This window comes from Burkholderia sp. IT-111MI5 (assembly GCF_949752865.1).
Lineage (GTDB): Bacteria > Pseudomonadota > Gammaproteobacteria > Burkholderiales > Burkholderiaceae > Burkholderia > Burkholderia pyrrocinia_C.
This window is the reverse complement of record NZ_CATKIF010000010.1, coordinates 83,129-102,408: the sequence shown is the minus strand read 5'-3', so window position 1 is coordinate 102,408 and position 19,280 is coordinate 83,129. Positions and strand designations below refer to the sequence as shown.

The window sequence follows — 19,280 nt, the reverse complement described above, 5'->3', positions numbered from 1 at the left end:
CATCAGCACCCGCGCGGCCTCAGTGTGTCACTCGCGGATCAATAGGCACCGGACTTCTTGAAGGATTCGATCGCCGAGCGCAGTGCGCCTTCGTCGTCCTTCGAGAGATCCTTGGTGTCTTCGATGCGCTTGATGAGGTCAGCGTTGCTGGTCTTCAGGCTTTCGCGCAGGCCCTTCTCGAACGGCAGCACTTGCTTCACGTCGAGGTCGTCGAGGTAGCCGTTGTTCGCGGCGTACAGCGACACGGCCAGTTCCCACACCTGCAGCGGCTGGTACTGCGGCTGCTTCAGCAGTTCCGTCACGCGGCGGCCGCGCTCGAGCTGCTTGCGGGTCGCTTCGTCGAGGTCCGATGCGAACTGCGCGAATGCGGCCAGTTCACGGTACTGCGCGAGGTCGGTACGGATACCGCCCGACAGCTTCTTCACGACCTTCGTCTGAGCGGCGCCACCGACTCGCGACACCGACACGCCGGCGTTGATTGCCGGGCGGATGCCTGCGTTGAACAGGTCGGTTTCCAGGAAGATCTGGCCGTCGGTAATCGAGATCACGTTCGTCGGAACGAACGCGGTCACGTCGCCTGCCTGCGTTTCGATGACCGGCAGTGCCGTCAGCGAACCGCTCTTGCCCTTCACTTCGCCGTTCGTGAACTTCTCGACGTACTCTTCCGACACGCGAGCCGCACGCTCCAGCAGACGCGAGTGCAGATAGAACACGTCGCCCGGGTACGCTTCACGGCCCGGCGGGCGGCGCAGCAGCAGCGAGATCTGACGGTATGCCCAAGCCTGCTTGGTCAAGTCGTCATAAATGATCAGCGCGTCCTGGCCGCGGTCGCGGAAGTATTCGCCCATCGTGCAGCCGGCGTACGGTGCCAGATACTGCATTGCTGCGGAATCCGATGCCGTGGCGGCGACGACGATCGTGTATTCCATCGCGCCCGTTTCTTCGAGCTTGCGAACCACGTTCATGATCGACGAAGCCTTCTGGCCGATCGCGACGTAGATACAGATCAGGTCCTTGCCCTTCTGGTTGATGATCGCGTCGAGCGCCACCGCGGTCTTGCCGCACTGACGGTCGCCGATGATCAGCTCACGCTGGCCACGGCCGATCGGCACCATCGCGTCGATCGACTTGATGCCCGTCTGCACCGGCTGCGACACCGACTTGCGCCAGATCACGCCCGGGGCGATCTTTTCGATCGCGTCGGTCAGCTTCGCGTTGACCGGGCCCTTGCCGTCGATCGGGTTGCCGAGCGCATCGACCACGCGGCCGACGAGTTCCGGGCCGACCGGGACTTCCAGAATGCGACCCGTCGTCTTGACGACGTCGCCTTCCGAGATGTGTTCGTATTCGCCGAGAATCACCGCGCCGACCGAGTCGCGCTCGAGGTTCAGCGCGAGGCCGAACGTGTTGCCCGGAAACTCGAGCATTTCGCCCTGCATCACGTCCGACAGGCCGTGGATACGCACGATACCGTCGGTCACGGAGATCACGGTGCCCTGGTTGCGAACGTCTGCGCTCGCTTCAAGGCCCTGGATCCGGCTCTTGATCAGCTCGCTGATCTCAGAGGGATTGAGTTGCATTATTCGCTCCTGATAGTCAATTCTGTTGCGTGCCGGCGTGGCGCTCAGGCGGTCAAGGCAGCCTGCATCGATGCGAGGCGCGCGCGAACCGAGGTGTCGAGCACTTCGTCGCCGACCGTCACGCGCACGCCGCCGATCAGCGACGAATCGACTTCGACCGTCGGTTTCAGCTTGCGCTTGAACTTGCGTTCGAGGCCCGAGACGAGACTTTCGAGATCCGCGCCGTTCAGCGGGAACGCGCTCACGATCTCGGCGTCGGCAGCACCTTCACGTTCGTTCTTGAGCGCCTCGAACTGCTCGGCAATTTCCGGCAGCAGCGCGATGCGATGATTGTCGACCAGCATCTGCACGAAGTTCTTCGCTTCGGCGCCGGCCACGAGCGGCGACTTCACCGCAGCAAGCAGCAGCTCGGCTACTTGCGTGCGCGTCACCTTCGGGCTCGACGCGACCGACAGTACTTCCGGCAGACGCGCAACCTGGGCCAGCTCTTGCACGAGCGTGGACCAGGCGGCGATGTCACCGCCCTCGGCCACGCGGAACAGCGCTTCTGCGTAAGGGCGGGCGATGGTTGCAAGTTCGGCCATGATCAGAGCTCGGCTTTCAGTTGATTCAGCAGTTGGGCGTGGGCCGTTTGATCGACTTCGCGCTTCAGGATCTGCTCGGCGCCCTTCACGGCCAGCGAGGCGACTTCGCCACGCAGCGCTTCGCGCGCCTTCACGATTTGCTGTTCTGCTTCCGCCTTCGCCTGGGCGACGATGCGGGCGGCTTCAGCCTGGGCGTTGGCCTTGATTTCCTCGGCGACCGCCTGGGCACGCTTTTCAGCGTCGGCGATGCGCTGCTGGCCGTCGTTGCGGGCCTGCGCGAGTTCCTGGTCCACGCGCTTGTGCGCTGCGTCGAGTTCCGCCTTGCCCTTCTCCGCGGCGGCGAGGCCGTCGGCGATCTTCTTCGAACGTTCGTCGAGGGCGTTGATCAACGGCGGCCACACGAACTTCATCGTGAACCACGCGAGGACCAGGAACACGACCATTTGCGCAAACAGAGTTGCGTTGAGATTCACGGTGTTTCCTTATCTGCTATTCCGGAAAAATGAAACGGTAAGGCGCTCATCGAGTTGCATTCGATCAGCGCCCCAAGTCTCCGTTCCGCCCTGCGCCGGCTCACGCCGGACGCAAATTTCCGAGGAACCTTAGCCTGCGAGCTTCGACAGGAGCGGGTTCGCGAACGCGAACAGCATTGCGACACCAACGCCGATCAGGAATGCAGCGTCGATCAGACCAGCCAGCAGGAACATCTTCGTTTGCAGCGGGTTGATGAGTTCCGGCTGACGTGCGCAGGCTTCAATGTACTTGCCACCCATCAGCGCGATACCGATACAGGCGCCGATTGCACCCAGGCCGATGATGATGCCGATACCGATGGCGGTCAGACCCTGGATGTTGGCGATGTAAGCTTGCATGATCACTCCTTTGTGAAAAGACTTGGAACTGAGATTTAAAAAACTAAAACGAAGACTCTTTCTTGCACGCCGCGCTTAGTGCGTGTCGTGCGCCTGGCCGAGATACACCAGCGTCAGCATCATGAAAATGAATGCCTGCAACAGAACAATCAGGATGTGGAAGATTGCCCAGACGCTACCCGCGATCACGTGACCAACGAAGCCGAGGAACGTTGCGTCGCCACCGAAGCTCCACATGCTGCCGAGCAGGGCGATCAACAGGAACAACAGCTCACCCGCGTACATGTTGCCGAACAGCCGCATACCGAGGGAGACGGTCTTCGCGAGATATTCGACGATGTTGAGCGCGAGGTTCGGGATCCACAGCAGCGGGTGGGCACCGAACGGGGCCGACAGCAGCTCATGCACAAAGCCGCCCGCGCCCTTGATCTTGATGCTGTAGTAGATCATCAGGACGAACACGCCGAGCGCGATGCCGAGCGTGCCGTTCAGGTCGGCCGTCGGGACGATGCGATGGTGGGAAATCACGTCCGACAGACCGAGCAGGCCGATCACGCGGCCCGGCAGGTCGACCGGGAGGAAGTCGAGGGAGTTCATCAGCGCGACCCACACGAACACCGTGAGGGCGAGCGGAGCGATGAAGGTGCGATTGCCGTGGACGATGGCCTTCGACTGGTCTTCGACCATTTCGACGAGCATCTCGATCGCGCACTGGAAACGGCCCGGCACGCCCGACGTCGCCTTGCGGGCGGCCAGACGCAGCAGGAGGATCGTCACGATGCCGCATACGATCGACCAGAACAGCGTGTCGAGATTCCAGACGTGGATGTCGAAAATCGACGTCTGATGCGAGGTGGAGAAATTCTGCAAGTGGTGCGCAATGTACTCGGACGGATCCGGACCGCGCGTGCCTTCGCTAGCTGCCATATCGTTAATGCCACCCAAATTGTCGAAAATCGTTTTGCCTGTTCCGCAACACGCTATTGCGGGAACGGGCCGGTGCGGTTCGTTGTCGAAACCGCACGCTGCTTGTTGCTTACCGCCAGGCCAGTGCGATCCAGTACGTCTTCAGCACGACGAGGTACGTGACGAGGAACGGCACCCAGTGCACGCCGGCCCAGCCGAACGCCACTGCTGCGAACATCCCGATCGTCAGGCCGAGCTTCAGGGCTTCGCCCATCACCCAGCTCATCACGGTGGCCGAACCACCTGCCTTCAGTCGTGCCACGAACAGCGCACTTGGTACCCAGCCGATCGCTCCACCCAGAAACGCGGATTGCGCAGCGGCGCCCGGCGACTTCGAAAACAGCCACCACGCCAGCGTTGCAACCAGGGACAAGACCACTTGCGCGATCACCACCTTGTAGGGGGTCACGCGCGAGGGCTTGCTCACGTCCGGGCCGAACAGCCTCTCGGCTTCCGCCCGCGTGAGCGGAACGATGTTGTTATCTTGTTGCTCGGCATCCCAGTCATCGTCGGATTCGCGCCGCTCGCCGGCCGCCGAAGCGGTGCGTTGCGTGCGCTGATCATCGTGCCTGTCGTCCGGCGCCTGACCCGCCATCGCAATCTTCCGCAAAATCCTTGAACCCGGCCCCAAGCTTTCTGAAAGCTTTCAGGGGTGCCTAGCTAACAAATCCGGGCGATTGTAAGCGATAGTTGCAAGTGATTCAAGGCTTTAGACGCGACAAAAACCTGCGTAAAACGACGCCTCATCATGTGAAAAACACGCGATTCGACGACGTACGATGACAGTTGTAAGGTCGAATTTTTGCACCGGTATTTCTTGCTCGAAAAATGTCCGGTGATGGTAGATGGCGTGGAAGCGATGCCCGACGCGGGCTCGAACGAAGCGGCACGATCGCCGCCGAAAAACCGCTGTGAAGCAGCTGCCCGGAACGACTCGGCCCGACACCCCGGGACAGGCAAAACACCGTGGCCGGTCAACCGTGCCCGATGCACGAAATTCGATCGGATGCCGACGCGTCGAATCATCCAATCAGTTGTCGCACCACCACAGGCGATCGACTGTGAATCGCAGCACTTATCAACAGCCTCGCAATCATCGCGAACGTCGCGCCCCCTCCCCGCCACTCGAACGGCACGCCAGTGCCGCACGCATCCGCAACGCTCAACCGTGCACGAGCAGCCACGCGCCGAGTGCCGCGCTCACGAGCGCGAACGGAATCGAGACCAGGTGGAACGGCAGCCACATGCGCGGCTCCTTCGCGAGACGCACCGCGATCAGGTTCGCGAGCGAACCGATCGCGAAACCGAAACCGCCGACCGATACGCCGAACGCGAGCGCACGCCAGTCGTGCGTGAATTCCGATAGCAGGATCGCGGCCGGCACGTTGCTGATCCCCTGCGACAGGACGGCACCGGCCGCAAATACGCGCAGCGGCGAATCGAGACGCGCATGCGCAATCGCGTCGTGAACGACGGGCAGCGCAGCCGCGCTGCGCAGCACCACGAACATCAGGACGAAGATCAGCAGCAGCAGCCAGTCGATCTTCAGGACTGCGTCACGTTTTACGACGAACAGCACGATCGCGACCGCCACCAGACCCGGCAGCGGATGGTGCGCATCGGCGAGCAGCACGAATGCCGCGAACAGCACCGCGGCGATCAGCGCGTGCATGCGCTGCACGGGCAATGCGACGACGTCGCCGGACAGGTCGAGCGGTTTTGCGCGAAACGCGCACGCGGTCAGCGCGAGCAGCAGCGCCATCAGCGCGATCGCGAGCGGCCCGAGCGTGACCACGAATCGGCCGAACGACATGCCGCTCAATTGCCACAGGAATAGATTCTGAGGATTGCCGAGCGGCGTCGCGACGGACCCCGCGTTGACGGCCAGCGCGACGACAATCACGAGCCGCCGGAACGGCAGCGGCGTCAGCGCACGCAACGACACCATCAACGGCACGACGACGAACAGCGCGACGTCGTTGGTCAGCCATATCGACAGCACCGCCGCGAACACGACGAGCAGCATCGCGAGCCCGCGCTCGGAATGCACGTGATGCACGATGCGGTGCGCGAGCCACATCAGGCAGCCGGACAACTCGAGCGCCTTGGTCAGCATCAGCAGGCCCGCGAGCGTCGCGACCGTCTGCCAGTCGACGCGGCCGGCGAGTACGGAAAATGGTTGCGGACGCACCCATTGCAGCACGATCAGGCCAAGCACGAGCACCGATAGCACGGGCTCCTGCGCAAGCCATCCGAGCCACCGGCGCGGCGCCGGTGCGCCCGTCTCAGTCATCGCCAACTCGTTACTCTTCGGTCGCTACGTTGCCGCGCAGCCGCGCGAGAATGCCCTCGAGCGCATCGAGGTTGCCGAAGTCGATCATCACCTGCCCTCGCCCGCGGCGGCCGAGCTTGATCTTCACCGTCGACGCGAGCAGGTCAGACAACTCCTCCTCGAGACGGCGCGTGTCGCGGCCGCCGTCGTCCTTCGCGCGAGCCTTCACGGCGGGCGCTTCCTTCGTCGTATGTGCGACGAGCTTCTCGGTTTCGCGCACCGACATGCGCTTGTTGACGACCTGATGGGCGAGCGTGATCTGCGTTGCCGCATCGACCGCGAGCAGCGCGCGCGCGTGCCCCATGTCGAGATCGCCGGCCAGCAGCATAGTCTGCACCGGCGAAGCGAGGTTCAGCAGGCGCAGCAGGTTCGACACCGCGCTGCGCGAACGGCCGACCGATTCGGCCGCCTGTTCGTGCGTGAAACCGAACTCGTCGAGCAGGCGCTGGATGCCGTGCGCCTCTTCGAGCGGGTTCAGATCCTCGCGCTGGATGTTCTCGATCAGCGCCATCGCCGCGGCGGCCTGATCGGACACGTCCTTCACGAGCACCGGCACTTCGTCGAGGCCTGCCAGGCGCGCCGCGCGGAAACGCCGCTCGCCCGCGATGATCTCGTATTTGTCTGATGAAATAGGCCGTACCAGGATCGGCTGCATCACGCCCTGCGCGCGAATGCTTGCCGCGAGCTCCTGCAGGCTGCCTTCGTCCATCCGCGTCCGCGGCTGGTACTTGCCGGCCTGCAGCTTGCCGAGCGCGAGCGTGTTCGGTGCGCCTTCGATCTTCACCGCTTCGGTGATATCGGCGCTGCCGCCGAGCAGCGCTTCGAGGCCACGTCCCAAGCCCTTCTTCTTTGGTACCGCGTTCATGTCTTTCTTCCTCGCTTCGCTCATGTCCGGATCACGACACCTCGAACGCGCGAACGCGTTCAATCATCTCGGCACCGAACTGCAGATACGCTTGCGCACCGCGCGAGCTGCGGTCGAACACGACGCCCGGCAGCCCGTAACTCGGCGCTTCCGCCAGGCGCACGTTGCGCGGAATCACCGCGTCGAACACCTTGTCGCCGAAGTGCGCTTTCAGTTGATCGGAGACTTGCTGCTGCAGCGTGATGCGCGGATCGAACATCACGCGCAGCAAGCCGATGATCTTCAGGTCGCGGTTCATGTTCGCGTGAACCTGCTTGATCGTATTGACGAGGTCCGACAACCCTTCCAGTGCGAAGTATTCGCACTGCATCGGGATCACGACGCCATGCGCCGCGCACAGCCCGTTCAGCGTCAGCAGCGACAGCGTCGGCGGGCAATCGATCAGCACGAAGTCGTAGTCGTCGGCCACGTGCTCGAGCGCCGCCTTCAGCCGGCGCTCGCGGTTGTCGATGCTGATCAGTTCGATCTCGGCACCGGACAGCTCGCGGTTCGCGGGCAGCACGTCGTAGGTGACGCCTTCCGGACGCACGCGTGCATCGGTCACGGACACGCCGTCGACCAGCACCTCGTACACGGTCGATTCGCACGCGGCCTTGTCGATCCCGCTGCCCATCGTCGCGTTGCCCTGCGGGTCGAGATCGATCAGCAGGACTCGTTGCTCCTGCGCTGCAAGGCTTGCGGCGAGATTGACCGATGTCGTCGTCTTGCCGACGCCCCCCTTCTGGTTCGCAACGCAGAAGATCTTTGCCATCGTTGGTGTGTTCCCTTTACCTTCAAACAAACGGCGCGTACCGCGCGCCTTCATTTCGCTTCGTCGACGGCCACTTCGATCAGATGCCGCTCGGCATCGAGCATCGGCACCGTCAGCCGCATCGTCTGCTTCACACGGCTGCCTTCCGGCAACCGTGCAATCTCGTCGTCCGGGTGTACGCCCTTCATTGCCCAGATCGATCCGCCCGGCGCGACCAGATGTCGAGCAAGTTTAACGAAGTCGGACAGATCAGCGAAGGCGCGGGATACGATCATGTCGAATTTTTCCGGCACTTCGACGCCCGGCTGCAGCGATTCGACCCGCCCGGTGACCACCGACAGGTTCGCGAGCTTCAGCTCCGCGCGCATCTGCGTCTGGAATGCCGACTTCTTCTGCACGATATCGTTCAGCGTGACCCGCCAGTCCGGCTCGACGATCGCCAGCACGATCCCGGGCAACCCGCCGCCCGAGCCGACGTCGAGCACGCGGGCCGACGCACGGCCACGCAGATGCGGGACGATCGAAAGCGAATCGAGGATGTGCTGGATCAGCATCTGCTTCGGGTCGCGGATCGCAGTCAGGTTGTAGACCGCGTTCCACTTGCCGAGCAGCGCGACATAGTCGAGCAACTGGTTGCGTTGTGCATCCGTCAGGGTGAGGCCGAGCGCCGTCGTGCCGTCGACGAGCATCTGTTCCAGTACGTCCCGATTAACCGCCGGCGCGCGACGCGCCGTCATTGTTGCGTCGGGACGGCGCCGTCCCCCTGCTCCGTTGCCTCTGCGGCAGTGCCATTACGGCGGCCGAGGCCGCGGCGCTTCAGGTGCACCATCAGCAGCGAGATCGCCGCCGGCGTGACGCCCGAAATGCGCGACGCCTGCCCGATCGTTTCCGGCCGGAACTCGTTGAGCTTCTGACTCACCTCGAACGACAGGCCGCGCACTTCGCGGTAATCGATACCGTCCGGCAGACGCGTGCTCTCGTTCGCGTCGTTGCGTTCGATCTCGGATGCCTGACGCTCGATATAACCCTGATACTTGATGCCGATCTCGACCTGCTCCTTGATCTGTTCGAGCAGCACCGGATCGTCGGCGAGCGGCTCGGCCGGGCCGCATTCGCCGCCTTTCAGGCCGCACACGCCGTCGTAGCTGACGCCCGGACGGCGCAGCAGCTCGGCGAGGCTGTATTCATGATCGATCGCCTTGCCGAGCAGCGCGGTCGCCTCTTCCGGCGGCAGCGTCTTCGGCGTGACCCACGTCGATTTCAGGCGTTCGGTTTCACGTGAAACAGCGTCGCGTTTCCGGTTGAATGCGTCCCAACGCACGTCGTCGACGAGGCCCAGTTCGCGGCCGATCTCGGTCAGGCGCATGTCGGCGTTGTCTTCACGCAGGCTCAAGCGATATTCGGCGCGGCTCGTGAACATCCGGTACGGCTCGGCCACACCGCGCGTCACGAGATCATCGACCAGCACGCCAAGGTATGCCTGGTCGCGGCGCGGGCACCATGCGTCCTTCTCCTGCACGTAGCGGCCCGCGTTGAGGCCGGCCAGCAGGCCTTGCGCGGCCGCCTCTTCATAGCCGGTCGTGCCGTTGATCTGGCCCGCAAAGAACAGCCCGTTGATCGCCTTCGTCTCGAGCGATGCCTTCAGCGCGCGCGGGTCGAAGTAGTCGTACTCGATCGCGTAGCCGGGGCGCAGGATATGCGCGTTCTCGAGGCCGCGCATCGAATGCACGAGCTCGAGCTGGACATCGAACGGCAGGCTCGTCGAGATCCCGTTCGGGTAGAACTCGTTGGTCGTCAGCCCTTCCGGCTCGAGGAAGATCTGGTGCGATTCCTTCGATGCGAACCGGTGGATCTTGTCTTCGATCGACGGGCAATAACGCGGCCCGACGCCTTCGATCACGCCTGTATACATAGGCGAACGGTCGAGGCCGCCGCGAATGATGTCGTGCGTGCGCTCGTTCGTGTGCGTGACCCAGCACGGCAACTGCTGCGGATGCTGCTCTACACGGCCCAGGAACGAGAACACGGGGATCGGATCGAGGTCGCCCGGCTGCTCGTCCAGCTTCGAGAAGTCGATCGTGCGGCCGTCGATACGCGGCGGCGTACCGGTCTTCAGGCGGCCCTGCGGCAGCTTCAGCTCCTTCAGGCGCGACGACAGCGACACGGCCGCCGGATCGCCCGCGCGACCGCCCGTGTAGTTGTTCAGGCCGACGTGGATCTTGCCGTCGAGGAACGTACCGGCCGTCAGCACGACCGCGCGAGCGCGGAAGCGGATGCCGATCTGCGTGACGGCGCCCACCACGCGGTCGCCCTCGACCATCAGGTCGTCGACGGCCTGCTGGAACAGCCACAGATTCGGCTGGTTCTCGAGCCGGTAGCGGATCGCGGCCTTGTACAGGATGCGGTCGGCCTGCGCACGCGTCGCACGCACGGCCGGGCCCTTCGACGAATTGAGGATCCGGAACTGAATACCGCTCTCGTCCGTCGCCGCGGCCATCGCGCCGCCCAGGGCGTCGACTTCCTTGACCAGATGGCCCTTGCCAATGCCGCCGATCGACGGATTGCAGCTCATCTGCCCGAGCGTTTCGATGTTGTGGGTCAGCAGCAGCGTCTTCGCGCCCATTCGGGCGGACGCCAGCGCCGCTTCCGTGCCGGCATGACCGCCACCGACGACGATGACGTCAAATTCTGTGGGAAAAAGCATGGTGGATTCCGTACGCAGGGCTGCGCACGAACCTATCAGAGAAATGTATGGGCCGAATTATAGCGGGTTCGCTTTTCACTCGAAGGCCGTCCGAATGGTAGGGTCCGTTCATTTAGTCGTTTTTTCGACTGTGGATGGATGAATTCGTGGGGTCGCGCCTTCTGCAGCAAGGCTCTCGGCCGGAATGGCGCACATCGTCGTGGCTGTGCAAAAAACAGATCAGCGTGGAAATGGCCCGCAGAGGACAGACCGACATCGATTCCTGTGGCCGGCGCGACAACCCCTTGGCGCCAGATCCTGTGCCCTCGCCTCCTCACAGACTTCCCTGTTATTGGTCCGGCACTTATCCCCCGAGATTCGACACGTCGTCAGCCTGTGCAGAGACCCATGCGCCAGGAATCTGTGGACACATTACCCACCGCCACCACACAGAACTTCCGACTATTCCCCCGACACTTATCCCCTGGCCGCGAACCACCGGCCATCGAGACATTGCTCCAACCCCACAAACAAAAACGGCGTGTTTCACGTGAAACACGCCGTCCGTTTCCCGCCAACCGCCGCGACTATCAAGCCGTCTTCTTCGCCAACCCGAGGTACGTTTCGATCACGCGCGGATTCTGCGCAAGTTCGGCCGCCGGCCCTTCCAGCGCAAACTCGCCCGTCTCCAGCACATAACCGTAGTCGGAGATCTGCAACGCGGCCCTGGCGTTCTGCTCGATCAGCAGCGTTGCAACGCCCGTACCGCGCAACGCACTGATGATATGAAAGATCTCCTTCACGATCAGCGGCGCGAGCCCAAGGCTCGGCTCGTCGAGCATCAGCAGGTCGGGCTTGCCCATCAGTGCGCGGCCGACCGCGAGCATCTGCCGCTCGCCGCCTGACAGCGTGCCGGCCGCCTGTTTGCGCCGCTCCCTCAGCCGCGGAAACAGCGCGAACACGTGATCGAGCTGGTCGAGGAAGTTCGATTCACCAGCTTGCTTGCGCCGATACGCGCCCAGCACGAGGTTGTCCTCGACCGTCATCGTGCTGAACAGCTCGCGCTTTTCCGGTACGAGGCACATCCCGCGCGCGACCCGCTGCTCGACCGGCAATGCGCCGACGTCGTTGCCGCGATACACGACCGCGCCCGACGCATGCCCGCTCACCGGCAGCGCGCCCATGATCGCGTTCAGCAGCGTCGATTTGCCTGCGCCGTTCGGGCCGATCACGCTGACGATCTGCCCCGCACCGACCTTGATCGCCGCGCCGTGCAGCGCCTCCACTTTCCCGTACCGGACTGCCAGCCCGCGCACGTCGAGAATCGGCATCGTTGTGTCCGTCATCACTCCACCCCGCCCAGATACGCTTCGAGCACCGCCGGGTCCTGCTGCACGTCCTGCGGCAGACCTTCCGCGATCCGCGTGCCGAACTCCATCACCACCAGCCGGTCGGTGAGGTTCATCACGAAGTCCATGTCATGCTCCACGAGCAACACGCTCATGCCTTCCGCCTTCAACCGTCGCAGCAGGTCGGCGAGTTGCTGCTTCTCCTGGTAGCGCAGCCCGGCGGCCGGCTCGTCGAGCAGCAGCAGTGTCGGGTCGCAGCACAGTGCCCGCGCGATTTCGAGAATCCGCTGCTGACCGAGCGCAAGGCTGCCCGCTTCGTCGTACATGTGCTTTTCGAGCCCGACGCGACGAATCTGGCGTGCCGCTTCGGCCAGCAACTGCGCTTCCTCGTGTGCATTGAGCCGCGCGACGCTGCGCCAGACACCGGTATGGCCGCGCAGATGCGCGCCGATCGCGACGTTCTCGAGCACCGTCATCGCCGGCAGCAGCTTCACGTGCTGGAACGTGCGACCGATGCCGCGCCGGACGATCTGGCGCGACGTGAGCCCGTCGATGCGTTCGCCGCGGAACGTGATCGCGCCGCCTGTCGGCTTCAGCACGCCCGTCACGAGGTTGAACGTGGTCGACTTGCCGGCGCCGTTGGGGCCGATCAACCCGATGATCTGCCCGGCTTTCACGTCGAAGCTGACGTCGTTGACGGCCACGAGCCCGCCGAACTGCTTGCGTGCGTTGTCGACGACGAGCAGCGGCTCGCCGGCCGCGGGCTTCGCACGTTGCGGCAACGGATCGGCATGCTCGGGCACATGCGCACGCGGCCCGCGCGGGAACAGCCTCGCGACGAACGGCCACACGCCCTGGCGCGCGTACTGCAGCAGCAGCACCATCAGCACGCCGAACACGATGATCTCGAAGTTGCCTTCCGAGCCGAGCAGCTTCGGCAGCAGCGTCTGCAGGTAGTCCTGCAGCACGGTGAGGATCGCTGCGCCGAGCACCGCGCCCCACACGTGCGACACGCCGCCGACCACGGCCATGAACAGGAATTCGATCCCGTGGTTCAGGCCGAACGGGGTCGGGTTCACCGCGCGCTGCAGGTGCGCGTACAGGAAGCCCGACACTGCTGCGAGCACGGCCGCATAGACGAAGATCACGACGCGCATCCAAGCGGTGTTCACGCCCATCGCCTCGGCCATCACGCCGCCACCGCGCAGCGCGCGGATCGCACGGCCCGGCCGGCTGTTCAGCAGGTTCTGCACCGACACGATCGCGGCCAGCACGACGGCCCAGATCAGGAAATACAGGCTGCGGCCGCTTTCGAGCGTGATGCCGAACAGGTTCAGCGCCGGAATCCCGTTGATCCCGTCGTACTTGCCGAGCAGTTCGAGGTTGCCGAACAGGTAGAACAGCGCGAGGCCCCACGCGATCGTGCCGAGCGGCAGGAAGTGCCCGGACAGCCGCATCGTGACCGCGCCGAGCACGAGCGCGACGAGCGCCGTCAGCACGACTCCGACGATCAGCGCGAGCCACGGAGACACACCGTAGCGCGTCGTCAGGAACGCGGTCGCATACGCGCCGATGCCGACGAACGCGGCCTGCCCGAAGCTCGTCATCCCGCCGACGCCCGTCAGCAGCACGAGCCCGATCGCGACGATCGCATAGAGGCCGATGTAGTTGAGCAGCGTGATCCAGTACTCGGGCACCTGCAGCGCGCCGGGCAGCACCGGCAGCGCGAACAGCACCACGAGAAACACCCAGAAGGTCTTGTTGCGTACCATCGTCTTCATCGCGTCACTCCTCTTCCTCTTCTGCGTGCGGCGTCACGAAGCTCCGCCACAGCAGCACCGGAATGATCAGCGTGAACACGATCACCTCCTTGTATGCGCTCGCCCAGAACGACGAATACGATTCGAGCACGCCGACGAGCAGCGAGCCGGCGGCCGCGAGCGGATAGCTGACGAGGCCGCCGATGATCGCGCCGACGAAGCCCTTCAGGCCGATCAGGAAGCCGGAGTCGTAGTAGATCGTCGTCAGCGGGCCGACGAGGATCCCGGACAGCACGCCGAGCCCCGCCGCGAACGTGAACGCGAGCCGCCCTGCTTCGGTCGTGCCGATGCCGACGAGCTGCGCGCCGAGCCGGTTCACCGACGTCGCGCGCAGCGCCTTGCCGGCGATCGTGCGGCCGAAGTACACGTAGAGCGCACCGATCAGCACGAGCGCCGTGACGACCACCAGGATGCTCTGCACCGACACCGTCATGCTGCCGATCGACAGCGACGCATCCGAGAATCCGTTGGTGCGCGAGCCTTCCGCACCGAACATCACGAGCCCGAGGCCGACCATCGCGAAATGGACGGCGACCGACACGATCAGCAGCAGCAGCGTCGTGCCCTCGGCGATCGGCTGGTACACGAGCCGGTAGACGAACGGCCCCATCGGCACGACGATCGCGAGCGTCAGCGCGATCTGCGCGAGCATCGGCATCGGCTGCGCGGCAAAACTGCGCGTGATCGCGAACACCGCGAGCGGCAGCAGGATGTAGCGGCTGCCGAGCGTCGCGAGCGTGCGGCCGAGCTGATGGCGCCGTTCGCGATGCCGGATCAGGCCGCCGACTTCGAGCAGGAAGCACGCGACGCCCATCACGAACAGCAGCCAGCAGGTGGCGGGAAATTTCTGCGCCTGCAACGCCGCAAGCGTCAGCGCACCGTAGGCGACGAATTCGCCCTGTGGAATGAAGATCACCCGCGTGACGGAAAACACCAGCACGAGCGCCAGCGACAGCAATGCATAAATGGCGCCGGTCGTGATGCCGTCTTGCGCGAGGATCGCCGCAATCGAGAGATCCATACGTGTCTTGTATCGAGAATGCTGCGGAAAAACGGCGACGGGAACGGCCGGCGCGCACGGACGGCAAGATCGGCGCGTCGGCGCGCCACGCGGCGAGCCCCGGTGGTTCCATGCGGCACGGGCGCGGCCCGTCAGGCCCGGCGCCCTGCCGACGGCGTGCACGGCGCCGTTCGCGCCCGCGCACGCCGGTTTCACGTGATGCTTACTCGGCCTGCAGCTTCCACTTGCCGTCGGCGATCTGCACCATCACGCGCGCACGCGTGTCGAAGCCGTTGTGATCGGTCGACGTCATGTTGATCACGCCGTGCGACACGGGCAGATCCTTGACGCTTTCGAGCGATGCGCGCAGCGCCTCGCGGAATGCCTCGCTGCCCGGCTGGCCCTTCTTCAGCGCTTCCGGAATCGCGCGCTGCAGCAGCAGCCCCGCATCCCACGCATGGCCGCCGAACGTCGCCAGCGAGCCCGCGCCGTAGGCCTTCTCGTATGCGGCCTTGTAGCCGAGCGCCGCCTTCTTCACCGGGTTCGAATCCGGCAGCTGGTCGGTCACGAGCACCGGACCGGCCGGCAGGATCTCGCCTTCGCAGTCCTTGCCGCACACGCGCAGGAAGTCGTTGTTCGCGACGCCGTGCGTCTGGTACACCTTGCCCTTGTAGCCGCGCTCCTTCAACGTCTTGGCCGGCAGCGCGGCCGGCGTGCCGGAGCCGGCGATCAGCATCGCATCCGGATTCGAGCCCATCAGCTTCAGCACCTGCCCCATCACCGATGCATCGGTGCGGTTGAAGCGCTCGTTCGACACGATCTTGAGGCCGTTCTTCTCGGCCGCCGCGCTGAACGTCTTGTACCAGCTGTCGCCGTACGCATCGGCGAAGCCGATGAAGCCGACCGTCTTCACGCCGTGCTTCGCCATGTAGCCGGCGATCGCGTCGGCCATCAGCTGGTCGTTCTGCGGCACCTTGAACATCCACGCGCGCTTCGCGTCCATCGGCGCGATGATCTGCGCGCTCGCCGCGAGCGAGATCGTCGGCGTCTTGCCCTGCGACACGGGGTCGAGCATCGCGAGCGAATTCGGCGTGACGGACGAACCGATGATCGCGTCGACGTGGTCTTCGTCGATCAGCTTGCGCACGTTCTGCACCGCGCGGCTCGTGTCGGACGCATCGTCGAGCACGATGTACTGCACGCTCTTGCCCGCGATTTCCTTCGGCAGCAGCGCGATCGTGTTCTTTTCCGGAATCCCGAGCGACGCGGCCGGCCCGGTGGCCGACAGCGTCACGCCGATCTTCACCTGCGCCGACGCCGTAGCCGCCGCGCACACGAGGCCAGCGGCAAGCACGGCCTCCATCCATCGATTCATCTTCATTTACGTTGTCTCCAAACGCTGCTCGAAAAATCCGCGGGTCGCTCGGGCGGCTCCCGTTTCCCAAACAAGTTAATAATTTAACTATCTCTGATTGCCGCGCCTACGCTCGTTTTCCCGTGAAACGCCGCCACCGCGACAGGATCCCGACAGCGCGGCGCATGCACGTGCGCGTACATCGCGGCCGACACGTTCGTTCGACTGCCACGATGCGCAGCAGCAGTGTCGCCGGGATGAAGAAGGCAAAGAAATGCGGGATCGCGCGGGCGATCGATGCGTGCGCAACGATCGCCGGAAGGTGCGCCGGCCAGGCTCGGCCCGGCCACGCGCGCCGGCGGCGAAAGATCGGAAAAGCGGCGGTTCATGCCGAGACGGGTGCGAGCGCAACGACCGGCGAAGGCGCCATGCCGGCAAATCGCGCCGGAACGCGCGTACCGGCCGCAGGACGGCTCGGGAAGGCCGGGAAATACCGATGCGCACCCAATGACGAACGAGCGGCGCCAGCCGCCCTTCCTGCCCCGATCCATCGTCCTGCGCTGCTCATCCAACCGTACTCCCTCTTCTGCATTGTGCTTGTAGGAGAACTGCCGACCGATTTTCCCGACCGTGCGGTCGGCGAAAGCCAAGTGTAACGGACGCGTTTCGCGCACGCCAACCGGGTAAGCCCGGACGGCCTGCGCATTGCAACGCACCGTCTGCGACCGGATTACGGGAAAGGGAAAAAACGGGGGACGCGGCGAAGCGCGGAAAAGACGCGATGCGAACGCAAGCGCGGAATACGGCAATTGCGCAGGCCGATGCACCATCGGTGGAAATCCGTGCACGCAAATGAAAAAGCGCTGTTGGATTCCGTCCAACAGCGCTTTGGGGTCCGGGCACTTTGTGCCTCGATTGTCTCCTCGTTCTCCACCTGCAAATTCGTTTCGCGGTGCATCAGAACTGAAGTGAATCTTAAAGAGGCTTAAGCACCACGGCAACTTAGCATTTACCCCTATGGTGCATCGCCGCACGAAAATGGGGCACCAGCCTGCCGCGCGGCACCGTCTCGAGCCCGCTGCAGCGCCGTTCCGGAGCGCGCCGGATGGTGCTTCGCATCAACGTGCGGCGACGCATGCGGCACACGCTCAGGACGCCCTGAGCGGCTTGATCCGCGCGACCATCTCGCCGACGATGCCGCGCCGGAACGCGAGCACGCACGCGATGAAGATCAGCCCGGTGACGATCGTCGTCGATTCGCCGAGCGAATGGAACCACGCGACGCCCGTCGTCGACGCGAGCCATTCGCCGATGTCGCCGAGCCGGTCTTCCAAAGCGACGATCAGCGCCGCGCCCAGCAACGGCCCGAACAGCGTGCCCATCCCGCCGACGAGCGTCATCAGCACGACGAGGCCCGACATCGTCCAGTGCGCATCGGAGAGCGTCTCGAAGCCGAGCACGAGCACCTTCAGCGAGCCGGCCAGCCCCGCGAGCGCGGCCGACAGGATGAACGCGAGCAGCTTGAAGCGGTCGGTGTCGTAGCCGAGCGAGATCGCGCGCGCCTCGTTCTCCTTGATCGCGACGAGCACCTGCCCGAACGGCGAATGGACGACCCGCACGATGAACGCGCACGCGGCGACGACCACCGCCAGCACGACGTAGTACAGCGTGACGTCGTTCGTCAGGTCGAGCAGCCCGAACAGGTGGCCGCGCGGCACGCCCTGCAGGCCGTCCTCGCCGCGCGTGAACGGCGCCTGCAGGTAGATGAAGTAGACCATCTGCGCGAACGCGAGCGTGATCATCGCGAAGTAGATGCCCTGCCGGCGGATCGCGAACAACCCGACGACGAGCCCGAGCAGCGTCGCGGTGACGGTGCCGACGAGCACGCCGAGCTCCGGCGTGAAACCGAGCGTCTGCATCGAATAGCCGGTCGTATAGCCGGCGGTCGCGAGGAACATCGCATGGCCGAACGACAGCAGCCCCGTATAGCCGATCAGCAGGTTGAACGCGGCCGCGAACAGCGCGAACGTGAGCACCTTCATCACGAAAACCGGATACGCGCCGATGAACGGCGCGGCGAGCAGTGCGGCGAGCAGCACGCCGTAGAGCACTTTTCTCTGCATCATTTTTCCTTGCCGAAGAGGCCCGCCGGGCGGAACAGCAGCACGATCGCCATGATCACGAACACGACGGTGGCCGACGCTTCGGGATAGAACACGCGCGTGAAACCCTCGATCACGCCGAGCATCAGGCCCGTGACGATCGAGCCGAGGATCGAGCCCATCCCACCGATCACGACCACCGCGAACACGGTGATGATCATCGGCTGGCCCATCAGCGGCGACACCTGGATCACCGGCGCGGCCAGCACGCCCGCGAACGCGGCGAGCGCGACGCCGAAGCCGTAGGTGAGCGTGATCATCATCGGCACGTTCACGCCGAACGCCTCGACGAGCTTCGGGTTCTCGGTGCCCGCGCGCAGGTACGCGCCCAGGCGCGTCTTCTCGATCACGAACCACGTCGCGAGACACACCGCGAGCGACGCGACGACGACCCACGCGCGATAGTTCGGCAGGAACATGAAGCCGAGGTTGGTTGCGCCGGAAAGCTGCGACGGCACGTCGTACGGCTGGCCCGACGCGCCGTAGATCGAGCGGAACACGCCCTCGACGACGAGCGTCAGGCCGAACGTCAGCAGCAGCCCGTACAGGTGATCGAGCTTGTACAGCCAGCGCAGCATCGAGCGCTCGATCGCGATCCCGAACGCACCGACGACCAGCGGCGCCAGCACGAGCATCGCCCAGTACGGCAGCCCGAGATACGACAGCCCCATCCACGCGAGCATCGCGCCCAGCATGAACAGCGCGCCGTGCGCGAAGTTGATCACGTTGAGCAGCCCGAAGATCACCGCGAGCCCGAGGCTCAGGATCGCGTAGAACGAGCCGTTGACGAGCCCGAGCAGCAACTGGCTCAGCATCGCCGGCAACGGAATGCCAAAGATTTCCATCGACTTAGCCGTCAGAATGAGTTTCGTTGCGTGCGCAACCTTTCTGCATTGCACACG

The 19,280-nt window shown here is 64.4% G+C and carries 18 protein-coding genes; all 18 read right to left on the bottom strand.

Annotated elements, in window-relative coordinates:
• Window positions 1-38: 38 nt before the first annotated feature.
• A complete protein-coding gene (atpA, locus tag ACM6JT_RS08200; RefSeq protein ID WP_034183836.1) occupies window positions 39-1,580 on the bottom strand; it encodes a F0F1 ATP synthase subunit alpha in 1,542 nt (513 codons plus the stop codon).
• 44 nt (window positions 1,581-1,624) lie between these two features.
• Window positions 1,625-2,164, bottom strand: a complete 540-nt coding sequence (locus ACM6JT_RS08195) for a F0F1 ATP synthase subunit delta (RefSeq protein WP_034183835.1) — start codon at window positions 2,162-2,164, stop codon at window positions 1,625-1,627.
• Between the two features lie 2 nt (window positions 2,165-2,166).
• The gene (locus ACM6JT_RS08190) at window positions 2,167-2,637 is read right to left on the bottom strand and encodes a F0F1 ATP synthase subunit B (protein ID WP_006751767.1); all 471 of its coding nucleotides are present in this window, start codon (window positions 2,635-2,637) and stop codon (window positions 2,167-2,169) included.
• 129 nt (window positions 2,638-2,766) lie between these two features.
• Window positions 2,767-3,036 (bottom strand): F0F1 ATP synthase subunit C, encoded by a 270-nt coding sequence (gene atpE, locus ACM6JT_RS08185; protein WP_006482730.1) that lies wholly within the window; start codon window positions 3,034-3,036, stop codon window positions 2,767-2,769.
• 75 nt (window positions 3,037-3,111) lie between these two features.
• Window positions 3,112-3,963 carry a F0F1 ATP synthase subunit A gene (atpB, locus tag ACM6JT_RS08180; protein ID WP_034183834.1) on the bottom strand — a complete coding sequence of 284 codons (852 nt, stop codon included), beginning with the start codon at window positions 3,961-3,963 and terminating at the stop codon, window positions 3,112-3,114.
• A 109-nt stretch (window positions 3,964-4,072) separates the two neighbouring features.
• Window positions 4,073-4,597: an ATP synthase subunit I gene (locus ACM6JT_RS08175; RefSeq protein WP_034183833.1), complete on the bottom strand. Its 525-nt coding sequence runs from the start codon at window positions 4,595-4,597 to the stop codon at window positions 4,073-4,075.
• Window positions 4,598-5,164: 567 nt separating this feature from the next.
• On the bottom strand, window positions 5,165-6,295 hold the full coding sequence (locus ACM6JT_RS08170; protein WP_414856243.1) for an SLC13 family permease: 1,131 nt from the start codon (window positions 6,293-6,295) through the stop codon (window positions 5,165-5,167).
• Window positions 6,296-6,305: 10 nt separating this feature from the next.
• Window positions 6,306-7,199 (bottom strand): ParB/RepB/Spo0J family partition protein, encoded by an 894-nt coding sequence (locus ACM6JT_RS08165; protein WP_034183983.1) that lies wholly within the window; start codon window positions 7,197-7,199, stop codon window positions 6,306-6,308.
• A 31-nt stretch (window positions 7,200-7,230) separates the two neighbouring features.
• Window positions 7,231-8,010, bottom strand: a complete 780-nt coding sequence (locus ACM6JT_RS08160) for a ParA family protein (RefSeq protein WP_034183831.1) — start codon at window positions 8,008-8,010, stop codon at window positions 7,231-7,233.
• A gap of 50 nt (window positions 8,011-8,060) precedes the next feature.
• Window positions 8,061-8,747 carry a 16S rRNA (guanine(527)-N(7))-methyltransferase RsmG gene (rsmG, locus tag ACM6JT_RS08155; RefSeq protein ID WP_131946228.1) on the bottom strand — a complete coding sequence of 229 codons (687 nt, stop codon included), beginning with the start codon at window positions 8,745-8,747 and terminating at the stop codon, window positions 8,061-8,063.
• The gene (gene mnmG, locus ACM6JT_RS08150; protein WP_414856242.1) at window positions 8,744-10,714 is read right to left on the bottom strand and encodes a tRNA uridine-5-carboxymethylaminomethyl(34) synthesis enzyme MnmG; all 1,971 of its coding nucleotides are present in this window, start codon (window positions 10,712-10,714) and stop codon (window positions 8,744-8,746) included. Before mnmG ends, rsmG begins: the two co-directional genes overlap by 4 nt.
• Before the next feature lie 569 nt (window positions 10,715-11,283).
• Window positions 11,284-12,039 (bottom strand): ABC transporter ATP-binding protein, encoded by a 756-nt coding sequence (locus ACM6JT_RS08145; RefSeq protein ID WP_105390372.1) that lies wholly within the window; start codon window positions 12,037-12,039, stop codon window positions 11,284-11,286.
• Entirely contained in the window at window positions 12,039-13,823 is a 1,785-nt protein-coding gene (locus ACM6JT_RS08140) for an ABC transporter permease subunit (RefSeq protein ID WP_414856241.1), read from the bottom strand. The genes ACM6JT_RS08145 and ACM6JT_RS08140 overlap by 1 nt, the downstream gene beginning before the upstream one ends.
• A gap of 4 nt (window positions 13,824-13,827) precedes the next feature.
• A complete protein-coding gene (locus tag ACM6JT_RS08135) occupies window positions 13,828-14,883 on the bottom strand; it encodes a branched-chain amino acid ABC transporter permease (RefSeq protein ID WP_174380335.1) in 1,056 nt (351 codons plus the stop codon).
• Window positions 14,884-15,085: 202 nt separating this feature from the next.
• On the bottom strand, window positions 15,086-16,243 hold the full coding sequence (locus tag ACM6JT_RS08130; RefSeq protein WP_034183826.1) for an ABC transporter substrate-binding protein: 1,158 nt from the start codon (window positions 16,241-16,243) through the stop codon (window positions 15,086-15,088).
• A gap of 77 nt (window positions 16,244-16,320) precedes the next feature.
• Entirely contained in the window at window positions 16,321-17,097 is a 777-nt protein-coding gene (locus tag ACM6JT_RS08125; RefSeq protein ID WP_414856240.1) for a hypothetical protein, read from the bottom strand.
• A gap of 267 nt (window positions 17,098-17,364) precedes the next feature.
• Window positions 17,365-18,339, bottom strand: coding sequence for a branched-chain amino acid ABC transporter permease (locus tag ACM6JT_RS08120; protein ID WP_034183981.1), 975 nt, complete (start codon window positions 18,337-18,339; stop codon window positions 17,365-17,367).
• Window positions 18,339-19,223, bottom strand: a complete 885-nt coding sequence (locus ACM6JT_RS08115) for a branched-chain amino acid ABC transporter permease (RefSeq protein ID WP_034183825.1) — start codon at window positions 19,221-19,223, stop codon at window positions 18,339-18,341. The genes ACM6JT_RS08120 and ACM6JT_RS08115 overlap by 1 nt, the downstream gene beginning before the upstream one ends.
• Between the last annotated feature and the right edge of the window lie 57 nt (window positions 19,224-19,280).